The sequence below is a fragment of the Bacillus sp. 5B6 genome (assembly GCF_000259405.1).
GTDB classification, from domain to species: domain Bacteria; phylum Bacillota; class Bacilli; order Bacillales; family Bacillaceae; genus Bacillus; species Bacillus velezensis.
Map to the genome: position 1 here is coordinate 108,885 of NZ_AJST01000001.1, position 19,225 is coordinate 128,109.

The following is a 19,225-nucleotide window of genomic DNA, read 5'->3' on the forward strand; positions in this document are numbered from 1 at the left end:
GCCATAAATTTGCTATGATAAAATATAACATAATTAGTAGCCGGAGGAAGGAGGCAAATCTATGAAATCCAAGATTCCATCTGAAGAAGTGGCCGTAAAGATGAATGAATGGTATAAGCTGATCCGCGCGTTTGAAGCCGATAAAGCTGAAGCGCTGAAGCGGGAGATTCAATATGAACTCGAAGATATGGAAGAGAACCAGGATTTATTGTTGTATTTTTCATTGATGGAATTTCGGCACCGCATCATGCTGGATAAATTAAAACCCATGAAAGACGGCGACTGCCAGCCTCCGTTCTCTGAAATGCTCACTGAGATTGAGATGAACCAGCAAAAGCTGACCGGCTTACTGGAATATTATTTTTACTATTTCAGGGGAATGTATGAATTTAAGCAGAAAAACTTCATCTCAGCGATTTCTCATTATAAGCGGGCTGAGGAAAAGCTTGAATATGTGGAAGATGACATAGAGAAAGCCGAGTTTCTGTATAAAATTTCTGAGGTGTACTATCATATCAAGCAGACTTTCTTTTCGATGAATTACGCGGGGCAGGCGCTTGATATTTACAAGAAATATGAATTATACGGAATGAGAAGGGTGCAGTGCAAATTTATCATTGCCGGAAATCTGATGGACGCCCAGCAGCATAAAAAAGCGCTGGAATACCTCGAATGCGCCTTGGAACACGCGGAGCGGCTTGATGATCAATATATGATTGCTGCGGCCTATTATAATATCGGGCACTGTATGTACAGTCTGGGTGACTTTTGCAAGGCGGCGGAGGATTTTGAACGGGCGGCTGCCGGATTTGAAGCACACAGCTTCCGGCAGGTCATCCAGGCTGTTTTTTCACTCACGCATATCTACTTTAAAACGGAAAAATACAGTGAAGCCGCCGCCAGCTGCGCGCGGGGCATGAGAAGCGCGGCGGAATGGGAAGATGAGATCTATATGACGAAATTCCGTCTGATTAAAGAGCTTTATCAGGGGGAAGGCGGACAGGATTCGCTCAAAGAGTATTTTGACATTCTGGAATCAAAAGAGCTGCTGGCTGACACGGAGGAACTGCTTCAGGACGCAGCTCATTTCTTTCATAAACGGGAGAACTACAAAGCGGCATCTTATTTTTTCAGCAGGCTTGTCGGCGTGCAAAAAAGGCTGCAAATGAACAACTACGCATAATGAAAAAAAGAACGAGGGAGCTTCGGTTTCATCGTTCTTTTTATGATCTCTTTTGTTTTCAGCTGATTAAAACCGGGTACATGCTCTGTATTAACATCAGGGAGGAAAAGAGACAATGTATCAGGATTTACAGGGAAAAACAGCAATCGTAACAGGTTCTTCGAAAGGAATCGGAAAGGCCATTGCCGAACGCTTCGGCAAGGAGCGGATGAATGTGGTTGTGAATTACCTCGGTGATTCCTCCGGAGCGGAAGAAGCGGCGGACATCATTGAGAAAGCGGGAGGCAGAGCCGTCACCGTAAAAGCCGATGTGTCCTCAGAAGAAGGGATTCAGGCGCTGTTTCATGCCGCGCAGGAGCATTTCGGGGGTGTGGACGTGATGGTCAACAATTCCGGCTTTAACGGGACCGAAGCGATGCCCCATGAAATGAGCCTGGAGGATTGGCAAAGGGTCATCGACGTCAACGTGACCGGCACCTTTTTGGGGGCGAAAGCGGCACTGAAACATATGCTCGAGTACGGCAAAAAAGGAACGGTTTTAAACATATCGAGCGTTCATCAGCAAATACCGCGTCCTGAAAACGTGCAGTACTCGGCATCCAAAGGCGGGATCAAAATGATGGCGGAAACGATGGCGCTCAATTACGCAGACAAAGGCATCCGGGTGAATGCCATCGCTCCCGGCACGATCGCCACGGAGTCCAATAAGGATCTGGAAGATGAAACACATAAGCAAGCCCAGCTGAAAAAAATTCCGATGAACGCCTTCGGCAAACCGGAAGAAGTCGCCGCGGCCGCCGCATGGATGGCGTCGGAAGAAGCGAGTTACGTGACCGGAACGACACTTTTCGTCGACGGAGGCATGACGCTTTATCCGTCTCAGCTGGATAGATAAAAGAGGAGGGGAAACCTTCTCTTTTTTGTTTAGAGCAGGGTCATAAAGGAAATGGTTCTCTAAAAAAACAGGGGGAGCGCAAGATGGCGAATGACTGGTGGAAAGACGCCGTTGTCTATCAAATCTATCCGCGAAGCTTTCAAGATACGAACGGCGACGGCATAGGCGACCTGCGGGGGATTATCGCGCGTCTCGATTATATAAAAGAACTTGGCGCTGATGTGATATGGATCTGCCCGATTTACCCGTCGCCAAACGTCGATAACGGCTACGATGTGACGGATCATCAAGCAATTATGGAATCTTACGGAACGATGGAGGACTTTCACGATCTGCTTACAGAATGCCGCAGCCGCGGATTAAAGCTTGTGATGGATTTCGTCTTAAATCATACCTCCACGGAGCATCCTTGGTTCAAAGAGGCGGAAATGAATCCGGACAGCAAATACCGCGATTATTATATTTGGCGGCCGGGCACCGGGGACGGCCCGCCGACCGATTGGGTGTCGGATTACGGACAATCCGTCTGGCAGTACGAAGAACATACGGGCGAATATTACCTGCATATGAACGCCGTCAAACAAGCCGATCTGAATTGGGAAAATCCCGAGGTTCGGCAATCAGTATACGAGATGATGAGATTTTGGCTCGATAAAGGCGTGGACGGATTGCGTATAGACCAGCTCCATCTCCTGTCAAAAAAAGAATATTTGCCGCCATATGAAGATTACATCGCCCGCCGGGCCGATCCGAAGCCTTTCCGGCCAAACGGGGCACGGATACATGATTACTTAAAAGAAATGACGAAAGAGGTATTTTCCAAATATGACGTGATGTCGGTCGGCGAGGCCGGATCAGTGACGCCTGAGGAAGGGCTGGTCTACACGGGAACCGATGAGCATGAACTGAATATGATTTTTCATTTTCAGCATATGGAGCTTGATCAAAAGCCGGGCCAAGAGCATTGGGATGTAAAACCGCTTGAGCTGTCCGATTTGAAGAAAGTGCTCACAGACTGGCAGGAAAAACTGGAACATCGAGGCTGGAATACGCTGTATTGGTGCAATCATGACCAGCCTCGGATCGTATCACGTTTCGGAGATGAAGGCACATACCGCAAAGCATCCGCCAAAATGCTTGCCGCCCTGCTTTATTTCATGAAAGGCACGCCGTACATTTACCAGGGGGAAGAAATCGGCATGACAAACGCTCCGTTTGACAGAATAGAGGATTATCAAGATATTCAGACCGTCAATATGTATCATAAAAGGGTATTTGAAATGGGCCGCAACAGGGAAGAAGTCATGGCGTCCATTATGGCGAAAAGCCGGGACCATGCCCGTACACCGATGCAGTGGGACGGCAGCAAGAATGCCGGATTTACGGAGGGCGAACCGTGGCTGAAGGTCAATCCCAATTACAAGACCGTCAATGCGGCCGAGGCTCAGGATGATCCCGATTCTATATTGAACTTTTACAAAAAACTGATCCGCCTGCGAAAACAGTATGCTGATATCATAAAAGGCAGCTACATGCTGCTGCTTCCTGATGACCCGCAGATGTTTGTGTATGAAAGACAGGCAAACGGACAAAAACTCATGTCCATCAGCAACGTATCGGAAGAAGAAGCCGTCTTTTATTGGCCGGATGGCTCCGAACTTGAAAGGGCCGAGCTGCTTCTCAGCAACTATGAAAATGACGGGAGCACGGATTCCCGCATCACATTCCGCCCATACGAAACAAGAGTTTATCTGCTTGCCTGATATGTGATATGAAGCCCTCGTCCATACATGGCGGGGGTTTTTTAGGTAAATCGGATATCAATTTAGAAAAAAATATCTTGCAAAACGTAATTACTTCGTTTTATTATGGTATAGGTAACAAATGAACGAGAAAGTACGCTTTGGAAATCGTCATCATTCTGATTTACAGAACAGGGGGAAACGGCTTGTTTAAAAAATGGAGCGGAATCATTGTCATTGCGGCATGCTTTTTAATCGCGGCGGGCTGCGGCAATTCATCTTCAAAAGGTTCGTCAGGTTCTTCAAAAAGCGGCAAACTGCACGTCGTGACGACCTTTTATCCTATGTACGAATTCACGAAACAAATTGTCAAAGACAAAGGCGATGTAGACATTCTCATCCCGTCTTCGGTCGAACCCCATGATTGGGAGCCGACGCCGAAGGATATCGCCGGCATTCAAAACGCCGATCTTTTCGTATACAACAGCGAATATATGGAGACATGGGTTCCTTCAGCGGAAAAAAGCATGAGCTCTGATCATGCGAAGTTTGTAAAGGCGTCAAAAGGAATTGACTTACTCGAAGGTTCGGATGAAGAGGAAGAGGAACATGGACACGGCGGTCATGACCACAGCCGCAGCATGGACCCTCACGTGTGGCTCAGCCCGGTTCTTGCGCAAAAAGAGGTCAAAACCATTACGGCGCAGATCGTAAAACAGGACCCGAAGAATAAAGCATACTATGAGAAAAATAGTAAAGAATATATTGCAAAACTGCAGGATCTTGATAAACTATACCGTACAACATTAAATAATGCGGCGAAAAAAGAACTGATCACACAGCACGCGGCATTCAGCTATCTCGCCAAAGAATACGGCTTAAAACAAGTCGCGATTGCAGGCCTTTCTCCTGAAGAAGAGCCGAGTGCGGCCAAACTGGCGGATCTCAAAACGTTTGCCAAAAAGCATGATGTGAAGATCATCTACTTTGAAGAAGTTGCATCGCCTAAAGTTGCAGATACACTTGCCGGTGAAATCGGCGCGAAAACGGAAGTGCTCAATACACTGGAAGGTTTAAGCCAAAAAGAACGGGATAAAGGCATCGGTTATATCGATATTATGGAGAAAAACCTTGATGCACTGAAAGATTCGCTATTGGTTAAATAACATAGTGTGCGCCGCGGGGTGCACACTATTTCTATGCGGGAAAGGAAGGTCAGCATGAATCTCGTTACATTAAAAGATATCGTTTTTGGTTATTCGCATACACCCGTGCTTGACGGCGTGTCGCTGGAAATCAAAAGCGGCGAATTCGTCGGCATTACAGGACCGAACGGCGCGTCAAAATCGACGCTCATGAAAGTCATGCTCGGCATGCTCAGACCTTGGGAAGGAACGGCCGAGATCAGTAAAAAAAACGCAGCCGGAAAACGCCTGACAATCGGCTATGTTCCCCAGCAGATTTCTTCATTTAACGCAGGATTCCCAAGCACGGTTCTGGAGCTTGTGCAATCAGGCCGTTATACGAAAGGAAAATGGTTTAAACGATTGAACGAAACGGATCACCACGAGGTGGAAAACGCGCTGAAGATGGTAGAAATGTGGGATTTCCGCCATCGGAAAATCGGCGACTTATCCGGCGGACAGAAGCAGAAAATCTGCATTGCGAGAATGCTTGCGAGCAATCCGGATCTGCTGATGCTTGATGAGCCGACAACCGCGGTTGATTATGAAAGCAGACAGGGTTTCTACGAATTTATGCACCATCAGGTGAAAAATCACAACCGCACCGTCGTCATGGTGACACACGAACAAAACGAAGTACAGCAGTATCTGGATAAAGTCATACGGCTTGAGAGGGGGGAAAAAGGCGGATGGAAATGTTTGACTTGGAATTCATGCGACGAGCTTTTCTAGCGGGAAGCATGATCGGAATTATGGCGCCGATATTAGGCGTATATCTCGTGCTGAGAAGACAGGCGCTGATGGCGGATACGCTGTCTCATATTTCATTGTCGGGCGTGGCCATCGGTTTTTTTCTCAGTACCAATATTACGGCGGCGAGCATCGTTGTCGTCACGATCGGAGCGATCGGCATTGAATACATGCGGCGGGCATACCGTACATATTCAGAGGTATCTATCGCAATTTTAATGGCGGCCGGGCTGTCGTTTGCGATGTTTCTGATCAGCCTGTCAAAAGGCGGCGCGTCGATGAGCATCGATCAATATTTATTTGGATCGCTTGTCACGGTCAGCCAGCAGCAGGTCTATATTATCGGAGGTATTACCCTGCTGATTCTGCTTTATTTCATTATATTGAACAGACCGCTCTATCTGCTTACCTTTGACGAGGCGACGGCGAAGACATCAGGCATTAACACAAACCTGCTGTCAATGTCATTCAGCATCGTGACGGGGCTGGCGATTTCGGTCATTATTCCGATTATCGGCGTGCTGCTCGTTTCCGCGCTCCTCGTACTGCCCGCGGCTTTTGCAATCCGTATCGCCAAAGGGTTTAAATGGGTGTTTGCGGCAGCCATTATTATTTCTCTTTTCAGTGTGTTTATGGGGCTGACGTCTTCGTACCAGCTCGGAACGCCTCCGGGGCCGTCAATCACTTTACTGTTAATCATTCTGCTTCTGCTCGGGTTTACGCTGCAGGGGATTTGGAATGCGTTTAAAAAAGGAAAAGAACGAAAAAACCGCCGTTAAGCGGTGCAGCAGTCTCATCTGCTGCTCCGTTTGACGGCTTTTTTTACAGAAATATATCAGCAAGACGCTCATATGACTCTTTTTTTGCTTCGAAATCAAAGACGTTGCACAGCACCATCATCTCTTTTGTCTGATACCGCTCGGAAAGTTCAAGCAGACGGCGTTTCACTGCGGCAGGAGAGCCGATCACCATCCGCTTCCTGTTTTCTTCTATCTGTTTACGATCCTCCGGCGAATACGGATAAGCCTTCGCTTCTTCCACACTCGGCACGCGGCTGTCGGCGCCTTTTCCGACACGAAGAAGCCATAAATCCTGGCTTAAGGCGAGTTCTTCCGCTTTCTCATCCGTAGCCGCGCATATGACGAAAATGGCACAGAGCGAGGCGGGAGCGGAAAAATGGGCGGAGGCCCGGAAATGGTTCCGATAGATCTGAAACGCTTTTTCCCCGCGTTCCGGATTAATGAAATGGCCGAAGACATAGCCCGCACCTTGAAGAGCGGCGCGTCTGGCGCTGTTTTCCCCGAGGCCGAGCACCCAAAGCTGCGGGGCTGTTTCAATCAAGGGCGCTGTTTTTATTCCGGCATAAGCATGGTCCGAGGGAACTGAATCTGTCAGAAAGGATGATAAATCCTGAAGCTGCCTGTTAAACTCGGTCATGCTTTTCTTTACCCCGTCTGTGAGGGCGAGCCGGATTTTCGTTGTACCGCCCGGTGAGCGTCCGACCCCAAGGTCAATCCGGTTCGGGTGCAGCGCCTCAAGCTGACGGAAAGTTTCCGCGACTTTATAGGGGCTGTACTGCGGCAGCAGCACGCCGCCTGATCCGACACGGATGGATGTTGTAGCTGCGGCGGTATGAGCGATCATAATTTCCGGCGAAACGCTTGCGAGCCCTCTTGTGCCGTGATGCTCGGCAAACCAGTACCGCTTATAGCCCCATCCTTCACTGAGGCGGGCGAGCTCCGCTGAACGGCGGAGCGTCTCGTGCGGCCCGTTTCCTTTGGATACGGGCGCCTGATCAAGTATGCTTAAATCAATCACTCGTCTGCCCCTTTCCTGACATGTATTGATACAAGGATAGGAAAAATGTTCAGTCTCCGTCAATTTCTTTGTTTTCTCTATTCTCTCCGGAACGAAGGAGAATATAGGAAGTGATTTTTCGCCGTTTTTCGCCAAAAATTCTTATGTTTTATGAAACTTTGATATAATAAAAGACGTATATCTTAATAAACACCGGGATTCTTGTCCCGGAATTTAGTAAAAATGCGCACTTGCGGCGTGCTTAGCGGCACCCTTACAGAATAGGAGTGAATCATATGGCGATCTCTTTACAAAAAGGACAGCGGATTGATTTAACAAAAGGAAAAGCCGGCCTGTCAAAACTGCTGGTCGGACTCGGCTGGGACCCTGTATCATCCGGGGGCTTTTTCGGAAAGCTGTTCGGCGGAGGCGGTGCCAATATCGACTGTGACGCTTCCGTACTGATGCTTGAAAATGATAAAATGACAGACAGCAAAAACGTCATCTATTTCGGCAATCTGAAAAGCCGGTGCGGCGGTGTCGTACATACGGGTGACAACCTGACGGGTGAAGGCGACGGCGATGATGAACAAATTCTCATCGATTTGGCGAAAGTGCCCGCTCAGATTAATAAACTTGTGTTTGTCGTCAATATTTACGACTGCGTCAGACGAAAACAGGACTTCGGCATGATTCAAAACGCGTTCATCCGCGTTGTTGATCAGGCTAATCGCGAAGAACTGGTGACTTACAATTTAAGAGATAACTATTCAGGCAGAACGAGCCTGATCGCGGCTGAAATCTACCGCGAGGACGGCGAGTGGAAATTCGCCGCAGTAGGAGAAGGCACAAACGATACAAAAATCGGCGATATCGTTAACCGATACGCCTAAACGATAAAAAGGAGAGTGCTCACATGGCAATTTCATTGGCAAAAGGACAAAAAGTAGATTTGACTAAAACAAATCCGGGTCTTTCTAAAGTCGTTGTCGGCCTTGGCTGGGATACAAACAAATACGATGGCGGACATGATTTTGATTTAGATTCCAGCGTCTTTCTATTAAATGAAGCAGGAAGATGCGCGTCGCCCGATGATTTCATTTTCTATAATCAGCTTGAAGGCGGAAACGGCTCTGTCGCACATTCAGGCGACAACCTGACAGGCCAGGGCGAGGGCGATGACGAAAGCGTAAGAGTCAACCTGAGCGCGGTGCCTGCCGCTATTGACAAAATCTCATTCGTCATCACGATTCATGAAGCGGAAGCGCGCGGCCAAAACTTCGGACAAGTTTCCAACGCGTTCGTGCGCATTGTCAATGAAGAGACAAATGAAGAGCTGATCCGCTACGATCTGGCTGAAGATTTCTCAATTGAAACAGCCATTATCGCAGGGGAGCTTTACAGACATAACGGCGAATGGAAATTTTCCGCGATCGGCTCAGGCTACCAAGGCGGACTGGCCCGTATTGCGACAGATTACGGCCTGCAAATCGGCTGAACCATATCAAACACAGAAGGGAGAGACGGCACATGGCTATTCAATTGGCGAAAGGACAGCGTGTTGATCTGACAAAAACGAACCCCGGCCTTACAAAAGCGGTGATCGGCTTAGGGTGGGATACGAACAAGTACTCCGGAGGGCATGACTTTGACCTTGACGCGTCGGCTTTTCTTGTCGATGCCCATGACAACTGTGTAAATGATCTTGATTTTGTTTTCTACAATAACCTGGAACACCCAAGCGGGGGCGTCATCCATACGGGAGACAACCGGACGGGCGAGGGCGAGGGAGACGATGAACAAATTATCGTCGACTTCTCAAAAATACCCGCAAATATTGAAAAGATCGGCATCACCGTCACGATTCATGATGCGGAAGCGCGCGGCCAAAATTTCGGACAAGTGTCTAACGCGTTCGTGCGCGTCGTCGATGAAAACAGCCAGAATGAACTGCTTCGTTTCGATTTAGGGGAAGACTTCTCGATTGAAACGGCGGTTGTCGTTTGTGAGCTTTACCGCCATGGGGCTGAGTGGAAGTTTAACGCCATCGGCAGCGGGTTTTCCGGCGGTCTGGCATCACTTTGCCGGAATTACGGCTTGCAGGTGTAAGCAGGAAATTACCGTTTTACTAAATAGGAGGAAAAAACTTGGATTTTCTACATCATATTATGTCTACCTACGCTTCCTTTTTTGATTGGAAAATGTGGGGTGAGGTGCTGACTGACCCTGTATCATGGGGGCTGATCGGTTCCTTGGTTCTGCTGGAAGGGCTGCTGTCGGCCGACAATGCGTTAGTGCTTGCGGTTATGGTAAGGCATCTGCCTGAAAAACAGCGGAAGAAAGCATTAACATACGGATTGTTCGGGGCATATATTTTCCGTTTTATCTTTATCGGGATCGGAATGCTGCTCATTAAGTTCTGGTGGATCAAAGTGCTTGGCGCGCTGTACCTGGCTTGGCTCGTCATTAAGCATTTCTGGATCGGAGAAGGTGATGACGATACGGAAGGCATGAAGAAAAATTCATGGATGGTCCGTACGTTCGGAATTTTCTGGGCCACTGTCGTTTCAGTTGAGTTAATGGATCTGGCCTTCTCTGTTGACAGCATTTTGGCCGCGTTTGCGGTATCGGAAAAAGTGTGGGTGCTCTTGATCGGCGGTATGCTTGGCATTCTCATGATGCGTACAGTCGCAAAAGTATTCCTTGTTTTAATTGATAGAATCCCTGAGCTTGAAAATACAGCTTTTGTGCTGATCGGGATTATCGCCGTGAAAATGGCGGCGAGCGCCTTTGATTATGAAATGCCGCACGTTGTGTTCTTCGGAATCATCATCGCTGCGTTTGTGGTAACGTTTATTATCCACTATTTCAACAAACAAAAGCAGGTTCAGGAGCAAACGGCTGCATCTAAAGAAGAATAAAACAAAAAAGGAGGGAGAGTTCATTTCCTTCCTTTTTTGTACCGATCATCATGAAGAGAAAGGAGGAAGATGATGAGGCAGGAAGAATTGGTGATCCGAAAGGCCGAGCCGGAAAACGATGACTGGGAAACGTTTCTGATGCGGCCGCTGCCGGAACGTCCCGGTTACGAGCGGGAAAACGGGCTGGCGTTTACCCGGCTTGGCGTCCGGATTTTGGGGACTCCTTATGATGAGACGGAGTATTACAATAAGCTTTTCGAGCTGTCTTCTCATGAAAACATCCATGTGTTAAGCGAGACGCTGGATAAGACAATCGCGCCTGAAACGTTTCAGGCGCTCCAGCACATCCATTCGGTCAATCAAAAAGAGAAAGGGCTTTCGGTTTCCAGATTTGTCGCGTTTCTCGATGGGGGCAGGCTGCTTGCCAAACATGCTGATCCGCTTATGCACCGCCGGCTGAGAACCGCGTTTATGACGCTTTTGGAAACCTTTGCGGACCGGCATGAAAACGGGCTGAATCATCCCGATTTCCGGCGTGTGCTCTTGGATGTGTCAAAGTTTTCGCTGAACCACCTGAATCCATGGCTCGAACAAGCCGATATAGAGCGTGAGATGCCAAAGGTGGTGTGGTATGGAGACGCTACCAAAAGCCAGCTCTATTTTCTCTATTATCTCATGCTGATCGGCTGTGACGTCCTATTGTTTCATCCGGCTGCGGAAGATCCGTTCAGCTTGATTGATCCGGATGAGGAACTCAGCTTTGTGATAAAGCTCCCCGCAGCAGGCGGCCTTGAGCCATTCCCGAAAGAAAAGCCGGACAGAACGTCCACGACGGCCTACCGGTCAACGAAAGAAATTGAGCATGTGCTGAACCATGAGGAATCCATGATGTATAAACCTTGGCAGTTCAGGGATCATACCCCGCAGTCCGTGACATTAAAAACGACGTATGATGAGTTATTTCTCATTGCGAAGGAGCGGGCGTTTATCCGGCCGCAATTTAAAGCGGACAGGGAGCGGGTGGCCGTTCCGAACCTTTTTGCGAAAGTGATGGGGGTTTCCAAAGATACGAAAGAATATTGGAACAGACTCCATACCGCCGCGGACTATCAGGAGACACACATGATCCGCAGTTTTCCGTTTACGGAAGAGCTGAAAGCCAACTACCAGTATCACTACACTCAGGTTTTGAACGAAGAAGGAGCGATTGACGCGGACAGGCTGAAAAGAAGCAACACCTGGCAGTACAAGCATCTGCCTTCAGGTGTGCAGAACGCCATCGCCAATGTGATTTCTGACATGTGCAGAAACCCAGGGCTGAAGGCTTTGCCCGGCGAGCAGGAAAGGGATTCCGCAATCTATTTGTTCCGCCAGGCGACGAACCTGCCCGCTTCGCTGCTGCAATTGATTCAGACGTTTGATTACGCCCAAACCGTTCCGAAACTCGTTTTATATCATACGGAACAAAATGGCGAACTCACACGTTCGGACGCCGCCGCTCTTTTGTTTTTAAATAAATTCGGCGTCGATATCATCTTGTATAATCCGCCGGGGCATCAAGATATTGAGCACTATATTGAAGAAAGCCAATTTGATGTCCATTGGCTGGAGGACATGGTATTTCGGCAGGAATATAAGGAGCCGTCACTCGTAAGAAAGCTGTTTAGAACCATTACGCAAAAGCAGGGAGAGTAAATAAACATGACAGAAAATCAAAATCCGCTTGTTCTTGATAAAAATGAAGAGATTTCTGAACAAAAAGCAGATGACATCAGAGTGCAGCTGCGCCAAGACCCTGAGGTGCAGCGCATTTCGCAGCAGATTGACGTGAAAAACCAAATGGAGCTGCTGGAGTACGGAAAAGAACCGGCAGTTGAAATCTCGAAGTTCTCCGACCGCATCTTAAATATGATGAAAACAACAAGTGTCACAGATTCAGGCACAATGCTGACACAGCTCGGAAAAATCATGGATCGTTTCGACAAAAATGATTTCGATGAACCAAAAGGATTTCTCGCTAAAATGTTCAAACGCGGCAACAGCATGATTGAAAAGATTTTTCAAAAGTACCGCACCCTGGGCGGAGAAATTGAAAAAATCCACGTCGAAATTTCAAAATACAAAGATGAAATGGCAAAGACGAACCATACGCTTGAAGAGATGTATGAAAACAATATTAACTATTACATGGAGCTTGAAAAGTATGTCGTTGCCGGGCAGATGAAGCTTGAGGAAATGCAGGCGCTCATTCCTTCTTATGAAGAAAAAGCGGCCGGCGGAAACCAGCTTGCGCAAATGCAGCTTGATACGCTGCGTGACGGGCTTCAGGCGCTTGAGGAGCGTGTGTATGATTTAGATATGGCGCGGATGGTGGCGCTGCAAACGGCGCCTCAGATCCGCCTCCTTCAGCGCGGGAATACGAAGCTCATCGGGAAAATCAATTCCGCTTTCGTCATTACGATTCCGATTTTCAAAAACGGCATCATTCAGGCTGTCACAGTCAAACGGCAAAAGCTTGTGGCTGATTCAATGAGCGAGCTGGACCGCCGCACGAATGAAATGCTGAAGCGCAACGCTGAAAACATCTCAAACCAAAGCGTGGAGATTGCCCGTATGGCAGGCCGTCCGAGCATTGATATTGAGACGATTGAAACGTCTTGGAATACGATTGTCAGCGGGATGCAGGAAACGAAACAGATCGAGGAAGAGAACAGACGTATCAGAGAAGACGGCGCGAAACGGATTCAACAGCTTCAGGATAATATTAAAAACGCAGTCTTAAAGAATTAACACACACCCCGCTTGCTTACGGCAAGCGGGATTTTTTTGCGAAAAAGGTAATGACAATCTGTAAAGACAGGTGTAAACTTATACGGTAATCATTTTCGATTTGAGGTGCTGCTTATGAACAAACAACCTGCCGTCACTCCGCGAAAACTTCTGGCGATTGCCGGAATGGGCTGGCTGTTTGATGCGATGGATGTCGGAATTTTATCGTTTATTATCGCCGCGCTTCACACTGATTGGAATTTAACACCCGATCAAATGAAATGGATCGGGAGCGTCAATTCCATCGGTATGGCAGCGGGCGCCTTTGTATTCGGAATGCTGGCCGACAGGATCGGCCGGAAAAAAGTGTTTATGATCACGCTGTTATTCTTTTCTGTCGGAAGCGGCATATCCGCTTTCGCAACGGGATTGACGGTTTTTCTCATATTGCGTTTTCTGATCGGAATGGGGCTTGGCGGGGAACTGCCTGTCGCCTCAACGCTCGTGTCAGAAGCGTCCCCTCCCGAAAAGCGGGGACGGATCATCGTGCTGCTTGAGAGCTTTTGGGCCGCGGGCTGGCTTCTTGCGGCGGTGATTTCCTACTTTGTCATACCGTCATTCGGCTGGCAGGCCGCGCTGCTCTTAACGGCGCTGGCCGCGTTTTATGCGCTGTACTTGCGGAAAAGCCTTCCGGAATCACCGGCGCATCAGGCATTGCCGCAGAAAAAAAGCATACGCGGGCAGGCGGGAAGTGTCTGGACGAAACCGTATATTCGGCCGACGGTGCTGCTGTCTGTCGTTTGGTTCTGCGTCGTCTTTTCTTATTACGGCATGTTTTTATGGCTGCCGAGCGTGATGCTGATGAAAGGCTACAGCATGATTGAGAGCTTCGAATACGTCCTTCTGATGACACTTGCCCAGCTTCCCGGATATTTCTCTGCGGCGTGGCTGATCGAAAAAGCGGGGCGGAAGACCGTCTTAGTCATCTATTTGCTCGGAACGGCGGGCAGCGCTTATTTCTTCGGTGCCGCGGATTCATTGGCCATGCTGCTCACAGCGGGCATGCTTCTGTCCTTCTTCAATCTCGGCGCATGGGGCGTGCTTTACGCCTATACACCGGAGCAGTATCCTGCGTCAATCCGTGCGACCGGTTCCGGCACAACGGCGGCCGTCGGCAGAATCGGCGGCATTTTCGGCCCTCTTCTCGTTGGATCGCTTGCAGCCCGGAACGTTTCGTTTACAGTGATTTTCGCCGTCTTTTGTGCGGCCATCCTGATTGCCGTCATCACCATTCTTATTCTCGGAAAAGAAACGAAACAGACAGAGCTTGCGCAATGAGCACCCTTTTGGGGTGCTTTTTCAGTGAGCTGTCTGTTGACAGACCTATATTTTTCCTTAATATTCCTTATTTTCGGGAGGCGAAAACTTCTTTTTCCGGGACAATGTCGCAAAAAAATTCTTGTATTTGTAAAAAAAGGATAGGAAATCAGTTTGCAGCACATTCGATGGAAACGTTCTCAAGCCTGATAAAAGCCCGATTTCCTTTATAATTTATCCTCAATAAGGAGGATTAGAGAGTATTTAGAAGCATACCAGAGGAAAATAAGACACAGGGATGTTTTTAAAGTAATGATACAAAATAAAAAGGGATTATGATGTTTGTTTGACTTATTACAAACGTGTTACGGTATTAAAGATTGCTTATTATGGAGGGAAAATATGAATTTGGATGAGAAACCAATTAAGATAAAAGTCGAAAATGTATCTAAGGTTTTCGGAAAACAGACAAAAAAAGCCATTCAGATGCTGTCCAGCGGAAAAAACAAAAAAGAGATCCTGAAAGCGACCGGATCAACCGTTGGTGTCAATCAAGCAAACTTTGATGTATATGATGGGGAGATATTTGTCATCATGGGTCTATCGGGGAGCGGTAAATCAACTTTAGTTCGGCTGTTAAACCGGCTTATTGAACCGACTGCCGGGAATATTTATATTGATGGTGACATGATAACAAATATGTCAAAAGACCAGCTCCGGGAAGTGCGCCGGAAAAAAATCAGCATGGTCTTTCAAAAATTTGCACTGTTTCCGCACAGAACGATTCTTGAAAATACGGAATACGGTTTAGAGCTCCAAGGCGTCGACAAAAAAGAGCGTGAGCAAAAAGCGCTTGATTCGCTTAAACTTGTCGGTCTTGAAGGCTTTGAACACCAATTCCCAGATCAGCTCAGCGGAGGAATGCAGCAGCGTGTCGGACTTGCGCGCGCATTGACGAATGATCCTGATATTCTTCTGATGGATGAAGCTTTCAGTGCGCTTGATCCGCTGATCCGCAAAGATATGCAGGATGAACTTTTAGACCTGCATGACTCTGTCGGCAAGACGATCATCTTCATCACGCATGATCTTGATGAAGCATTGCGCATCGGCGACAGAATCGTGCTGATGAAAGACGGTAACATCGTTCAGATCGGGACGCCTGAAGAAATTCTGATGAGCCCGTCCAATGAATACGTTGAGAAATTCGTTGAGGACGTTGATTTATCCAAAGTTCTGACAGCGGGCCACATCATGAAGCGCGCTGAAACCGTGCGGATTGACAAAGGGCCTCGTGTAGCGCTGCAGCTCATGAAGAATCTCGGTATTTCTTCTATTTACGCCGTTGATAAACAGAAACAGCTTCTCGGCGTCATTCACGCGGCGGATGCGAAAAAAGCGGTGGAATCCGACTTATCGCTTCAGGATATTCTAAATACTGAATTTACGACTGTGCATGAAAGCACGTACTTGACGGAAATTTTCGATGTCGTGTCTGATGCGAATATTCCGATCGCCGTCACGGACGATAAGGACCGCATGAAAGGCATTGTCGTGAAAGGCGCATTAATCGGCGCGCTTTCAGGAAATAACGATTATATAAATGTTGAAGATTCTGCTGAACAAGCTCAGGATTCTTCTGTTCAGGGGGTGAAGTAAATGGACAGATTGCCTAGAATTCCGTTAGCAGATATCGTTGACCGGTTTGTTGACTGGCTTACCATGACGTTCGGAGGTTTCTTTGACGGAATCTCAAACGGTTTGGCCGCTTTCGTAAACGCGATTGTGAGCGGTTTGGGTTTCATCCCGTCTATTTTATTGACTGTTATTTTTGCAGCTCTCGCTTGGTGGATCAGTACGAGAGGAATTGCACTCTTTACGTTAATCGGATTCCTTGTTATTGATTATTTGGGTTATTGGTCGCCGATGCTGCAAACGTTGGCGCTTGTCGTCACATCTGTTTTGATTTCCATTATTATCGGGGTTCCGATCGGCATATGGGCGTCTCAGAAAGAAACGGTCCGCCGAATTGTTACACCGATTCTGGATTTAATGCAGACCATGCCGGCTTTCGTATATCTGCTGCCTGCAATTTTCTTCTTTAATATCGGGGTTGTGCCAGGCGTCGTGGCATCTGTTATTTTCGCGATGCCTCCGACGATCCGCATGACGGTTCTCGGTATTAAACAGGTTCCGGCTGATCTGATTGAAGCGACGGAAGCATTCGGTTCAACGACGTCTCAGCGTCTGTTCAAGGTGCAGCTTCCGCTTGCCACAAAAACAATTCTTGCCGGTATTAACCAAAGTATCATGCTTGCTTTGTCAATGGTCGTTATCGCGGCCATGGTCGGTGCGCCGGGCCTCGGTTCTGAAGTATACAGCGCCGTGACACAGTTGAAAACCGGTGTCGGAGTGGAAGCGGGTATCGCGATCGTCATCGTAGCGATTACACTCGACCGTATCACGCAAAACATTAAAGTGAAGAAGAAGAGCAGGGGGAATGCCTGATGCTTAAGAAAATCATCGGTGTCGGCGTTACCGCTGCGCTGGCTCTTTCTTTGGCTGCCTGCGGTTCGCAGACTGATGGTAAGGCAACGGCTGCGGACCAGGTGAACAAAACCATTATCGGTATTGATCCGGGATCGGGGATCATGGCCCTGACGGATGAGGCCGTGAAGGATTACGGGTTGAAAGACTGGAATGTCGTCACGGCGTCAAGTGCTGCCATGACGGCGACATTGAAGAAATCATATGACCGGAAAAAGCCGATCATCGTAACGGGCTGGACGCCGCACTGGATGTTCTCCAGATACAAGCTGAAGTTCCTTGATGATCCGAAAAAAACGTACGGAACTGCCGAGCAGATTCATACGATTACAAGAACCGGCTTCAGTAAGGAACAGCCTAACGCGGCCAAAGTTCTCAGCCAGTTCAAATGGACGCAGGACGATATGGGAGAAGTCATGATTGCCGTTGAGGAAGGCGAAAAGCCGGCCAAAGCCGCTGCTGAATATGTGAAAAAACACAAAGACCAAGTGGCTCAATGGACAAAAGGCGCCCATAAAGTTAAAGGGGATAAAATCAACCTGGCTTATGTGGCATGGGACAGTGAAATTGCAAGTACGAATGTAATCGGAAAAGTATTTCAAGACCTCGGCTATGACGTGAAGCTGACGCAAGTGGAGGCAGGACCGATGTGGACTGCGATTGCGACAGGCAGCGCGGATGCGTCATTGTCTGCTTGGCTTCCGAATACCCATAAGGCATATGCGTCTAAATATAAAGGCAAATATGAAGATGTAGGAACGAGTCTGACAGGCGTCAAGATGGGTCTGGTCGTTCCTCAGTACATGAAAAACGTCAATTCAATTGAAGATCTGAAGAAGTAATGAAGAAAAGCAGCCCTGTAACGGGCTGCTTTTTTTATGCTTCAAACGATCTGAGGACGGCGGCCGTTAATATCTCAACGCCAGTAAAGATGGCGCTTCGGTCAAATGTCATTTGGGGATGGTGAAGTCCCGGCTCCAGACCGCATCCTAGGCCGAGCATCGTCGTTTTCAAGTTCGGCACCTTTAACCCGTAAAAATGAAAATCCTCTCCTCCGGTTGTCACAAGAGGTTCATCCACATGTTCTTCTCCGAGAATGCTGCTGATCGCAGATGCCATGATGGCTTCCGCCTCCTTGTTTCGCTCGGCTGCCGGGAGGCTGTGTTCTTTTTGCAGTTCGATTTTTGCGCCGAATGCGGCAGCCGCCGCTTCACAGGCTCTTTCGGTTTCGGCGGTTAATTTCTCCATGGCGGCATTGGTTTGTGCGCGGAGATCAAGGCTGAACGATGCTTTTCCCGGAATGATATTGGAACTCTCTCCGCCTGCCTGAAGCTTTGTCATCTTCACGGAATGCGGGATGCCGGGATCAAGATGAATGAAGCTGAGTTTTTGGACGAGAAGAGCGGCGATTTCGATACTGTTAAGGCCGAGATGCGGTCTCGCGCCGTGGGCTTCTTCTCCGATAATCAGTCCTTCTATATGCTGGCTTGAGCCATGCAGAATGGACGGTGCGCATCGGCCGTTTGCCGTTTCCTGTACGGGGCGCACGTGCACGCCGTATAAGAAGTCAACATCATCCAGTACGCCTTTTTCAATCATTTTCAGCGCTCCGCCGCCTTTTTCTTCAGCCGGCTGAAAAATAAAGCGGATGGTGCCCTTCGGAAGTTTCGGCTGACTCTTTAAAAGCATCATCGTACCGAGCGCCATCGTCATATGTGAATCATGTCCGCATGAATGGTTCGCCTGAAAGACACCGTCCACTTCCTGCCACAGCGCGTCAATATCCGCCCGGACAGCCACAACGGGCGAGCCTTCTCCGATTTCGCCGACAACACCGGTACAATCATCAAACGTGCGGGTCCGGCAGCCGGCCTCTTTCAGTTTTTCAGTCAGATATTCAGTTGTTTGATATTCTTTCCAGCTTACTTCGGGATTGGCGTGCAGGTGGTCAAAAATATCCATAATGTCTTGCTTTTCATGCGCTGTGAGTCTGTTCATGCCGTAAGTCCTCCTTCAAAAGCTGTCTGTTTTTTATTTTTGATATTGAAAACAGGCAATCGGTCTGTATATAATATAGCACATATCTGTATTTTCTGAATAGTTTATAAATTTAAAGCGGG

18 protein-coding genes are annotated in these 19,225 nt (G+C 48.2%); 16 read left to right on the forward strand and 2 right to left on the reverse strand.

What is annotated here, in order from left to right; genetic code table 11:
• Positions 1–61: 61 nt before the first annotated feature.
• The 6 genes from MY7_RS00550 (at position 62) to MY7_RS00575 (ending at position 6,533) form a co-directional block, all read left to right on the forward strand.
• The gene (locus MY7_RS00550; RefSeq protein ID WP_003156660.1) at positions 62–1,183 is read left to right on the forward strand and encodes a response regulator aspartate phosphatase; all 1,122 of its coding nucleotides are present in this window, start codon (positions 62–64) and stop codon (positions 1,181–1,183) included.
• Between the two features lie 115 nt (positions 1,184–1,298).
• Entirely contained in the window at positions 1,299–2,078 is a 780-nt protein-coding gene (locus MY7_RS00555) for a glucose 1-dehydrogenase (RefSeq protein ID WP_007609235.1), read from the forward strand.
• An 83-nt stretch (positions 2,079–2,161) separates the two neighbouring features.
• Positions 2,162–3,841, forward strand: coding sequence for a glycoside hydrolase family 13 protein (locus MY7_RS00560; RefSeq protein WP_007609237.1), 1,680 nt, complete (start codon positions 2,162–2,164; stop codon positions 3,839–3,841).
• Positions 3,842–4,026: 185 nt separating this feature from the next.
• Positions 4,027–4,986 carry a metal ABC transporter substrate-binding protein gene (locus MY7_RS00565; RefSeq protein WP_029325712.1) on the forward strand — a complete coding sequence of 320 codons (960 nt, stop codon included), beginning with the start codon at positions 4,027–4,029 and terminating at the stop codon, positions 4,984–4,986.
• A gap of 54 nt (positions 4,987–5,040) precedes the next feature.
• Complete coding sequence (locus MY7_RS00570) at positions 5,041–5,736, forward strand: metal ABC transporter ATP-binding protein (protein ID WP_021495283.1); 696 nt, start codon at positions 5,041–5,043, stop codon at positions 5,734–5,736.
• Positions 5,694–6,533: a metal ABC transporter permease gene (locus tag MY7_RS00575; protein ID WP_007409044.1), complete on the forward strand. Its 840-nt coding sequence runs from the start codon at positions 5,694–5,696 to the stop codon at positions 6,531–6,533. Before MY7_RS00570 ends, MY7_RS00575 begins: the two co-directional genes overlap by 43 nt.
• A gap of 43 nt (positions 6,534–6,576) precedes the next feature.
• Here the strand turns inward: MY7_RS00575 and MY7_RS00580 are convergent, their stop codons facing one another.
• Entirely contained in the window at positions 6,577–7,572 is a 996-nt protein-coding gene (locus MY7_RS00580; RefSeq protein WP_029325713.1) for an LLM class flavin-dependent oxidoreductase, read from the reverse strand.
• Between the two features lie 275 nt (positions 7,573–7,847).
• Between MY7_RS00580 and MY7_RS00585 the strand changes: the two genes are divergently transcribed.
• The 10 genes from MY7_RS00585 (at position 7,848) to MY7_RS00630 (ending at position 17,947) form a co-directional block, all read left to right on the forward strand.
• The gene (locus MY7_RS00585) at positions 7,848–8,444 is read left to right on the forward strand and encodes a TerD family protein (RefSeq protein WP_003156649.1); all 597 of its coding nucleotides are present in this window, start codon (positions 7,848–7,850) and stop codon (positions 8,442–8,444) included.
• Positions 8,445–8,467: 23 nt separating this feature from the next.
• The gene (locus MY7_RS00590; protein WP_003156648.1) at positions 8,468–9,049 is read left to right on the forward strand and encodes a TerD family protein; all 582 of its coding nucleotides are present in this window, start codon (positions 8,468–8,470) and stop codon (positions 9,047–9,049) included.
• A gap of 32 nt (positions 9,050–9,081) precedes the next feature.
• Positions 9,082–9,660: a TerD family protein gene (locus tag MY7_RS00595; protein WP_003156645.1), complete on the forward strand. Its 579-nt coding sequence runs from the start codon at positions 9,082–9,084 to the stop codon at positions 9,658–9,660.
• Between the two features lie 38 nt (positions 9,661–9,698).
• Positions 9,699–10,472 carry a TerC family protein gene (locus MY7_RS00600; protein ID WP_007609244.1) on the forward strand — a complete coding sequence of 258 codons (774 nt, stop codon included), beginning with the start codon at positions 9,699–9,701 and terminating at the stop codon, positions 10,470–10,472.
• A gap of 72 nt (positions 10,473–10,544) precedes the next feature.
• Positions 10,545–12,167, forward strand: a complete 1,623-nt coding sequence (locus tag MY7_RS00605) for a YceG family protein (protein ID WP_029325714.1) — start codon at positions 10,545–10,547, stop codon at positions 12,165–12,167.
• A 6-nt stretch (positions 12,168–12,173) separates the two neighbouring features.
• Positions 12,174–13,262, forward strand: a complete 1,089-nt coding sequence (locus tag MY7_RS00610) for a toxic anion resistance protein (RefSeq protein WP_007609246.1) — start codon at positions 12,174–12,176, stop codon at positions 13,260–13,262.
• A gap of 114 nt (positions 13,263–13,376) precedes the next feature.
• Positions 13,377–14,579 (forward strand): MFS transporter, encoded by a 1,203-nt coding sequence (locus MY7_RS00615; protein ID WP_007609248.1) that lies wholly within the window; start codon positions 13,377–13,379, stop codon positions 14,577–14,579.
• Between the two features lie 381 nt (positions 14,580–14,960).
• A complete protein-coding gene (gene opuAA, locus MY7_RS00620; RefSeq protein ID WP_003156640.1) occupies positions 14,961–16,217 on the forward strand; it encodes a glycine/proline betaine ABC transporter ATP-binding protein OpuAA in 1,257 nt (418 codons plus the stop codon).
• Complete coding sequence (opuAB, locus tag MY7_RS00625) at positions 16,218–17,066, forward strand: glycine/proline betaine ABC transporter permease subunit OpuAB (RefSeq protein ID WP_003156639.1); 849 nt, start codon at positions 16,218–16,220, stop codon at positions 17,064–17,066. It begins immediately after the preceding gene.
• A complete protein-coding gene (locus MY7_RS00630; RefSeq protein ID WP_007409051.1) occupies positions 17,066–17,947 on the forward strand; it encodes a glycine betaine ABC transporter substrate-binding protein in 882 nt (293 codons plus the stop codon). The genes opuAB and MY7_RS00630 overlap by 1 nt, the downstream gene beginning before the upstream one ends.
• Before the next feature lie 34 nt (positions 17,948–17,981).
• Here the strand turns inward: MY7_RS00630 and MY7_RS00635 are convergent, their stop codons facing one another.
• The gene (locus MY7_RS00635; RefSeq protein WP_007609249.1) at positions 17,982–19,103 is read right to left on the reverse strand and encodes a M20 peptidase aminoacylase family protein; all 1,122 of its coding nucleotides are present in this window, start codon (positions 19,101–19,103) and stop codon (positions 17,982–17,984) included.
• Between the last annotated feature and the right edge of the window lie 122 nt (positions 19,104–19,225).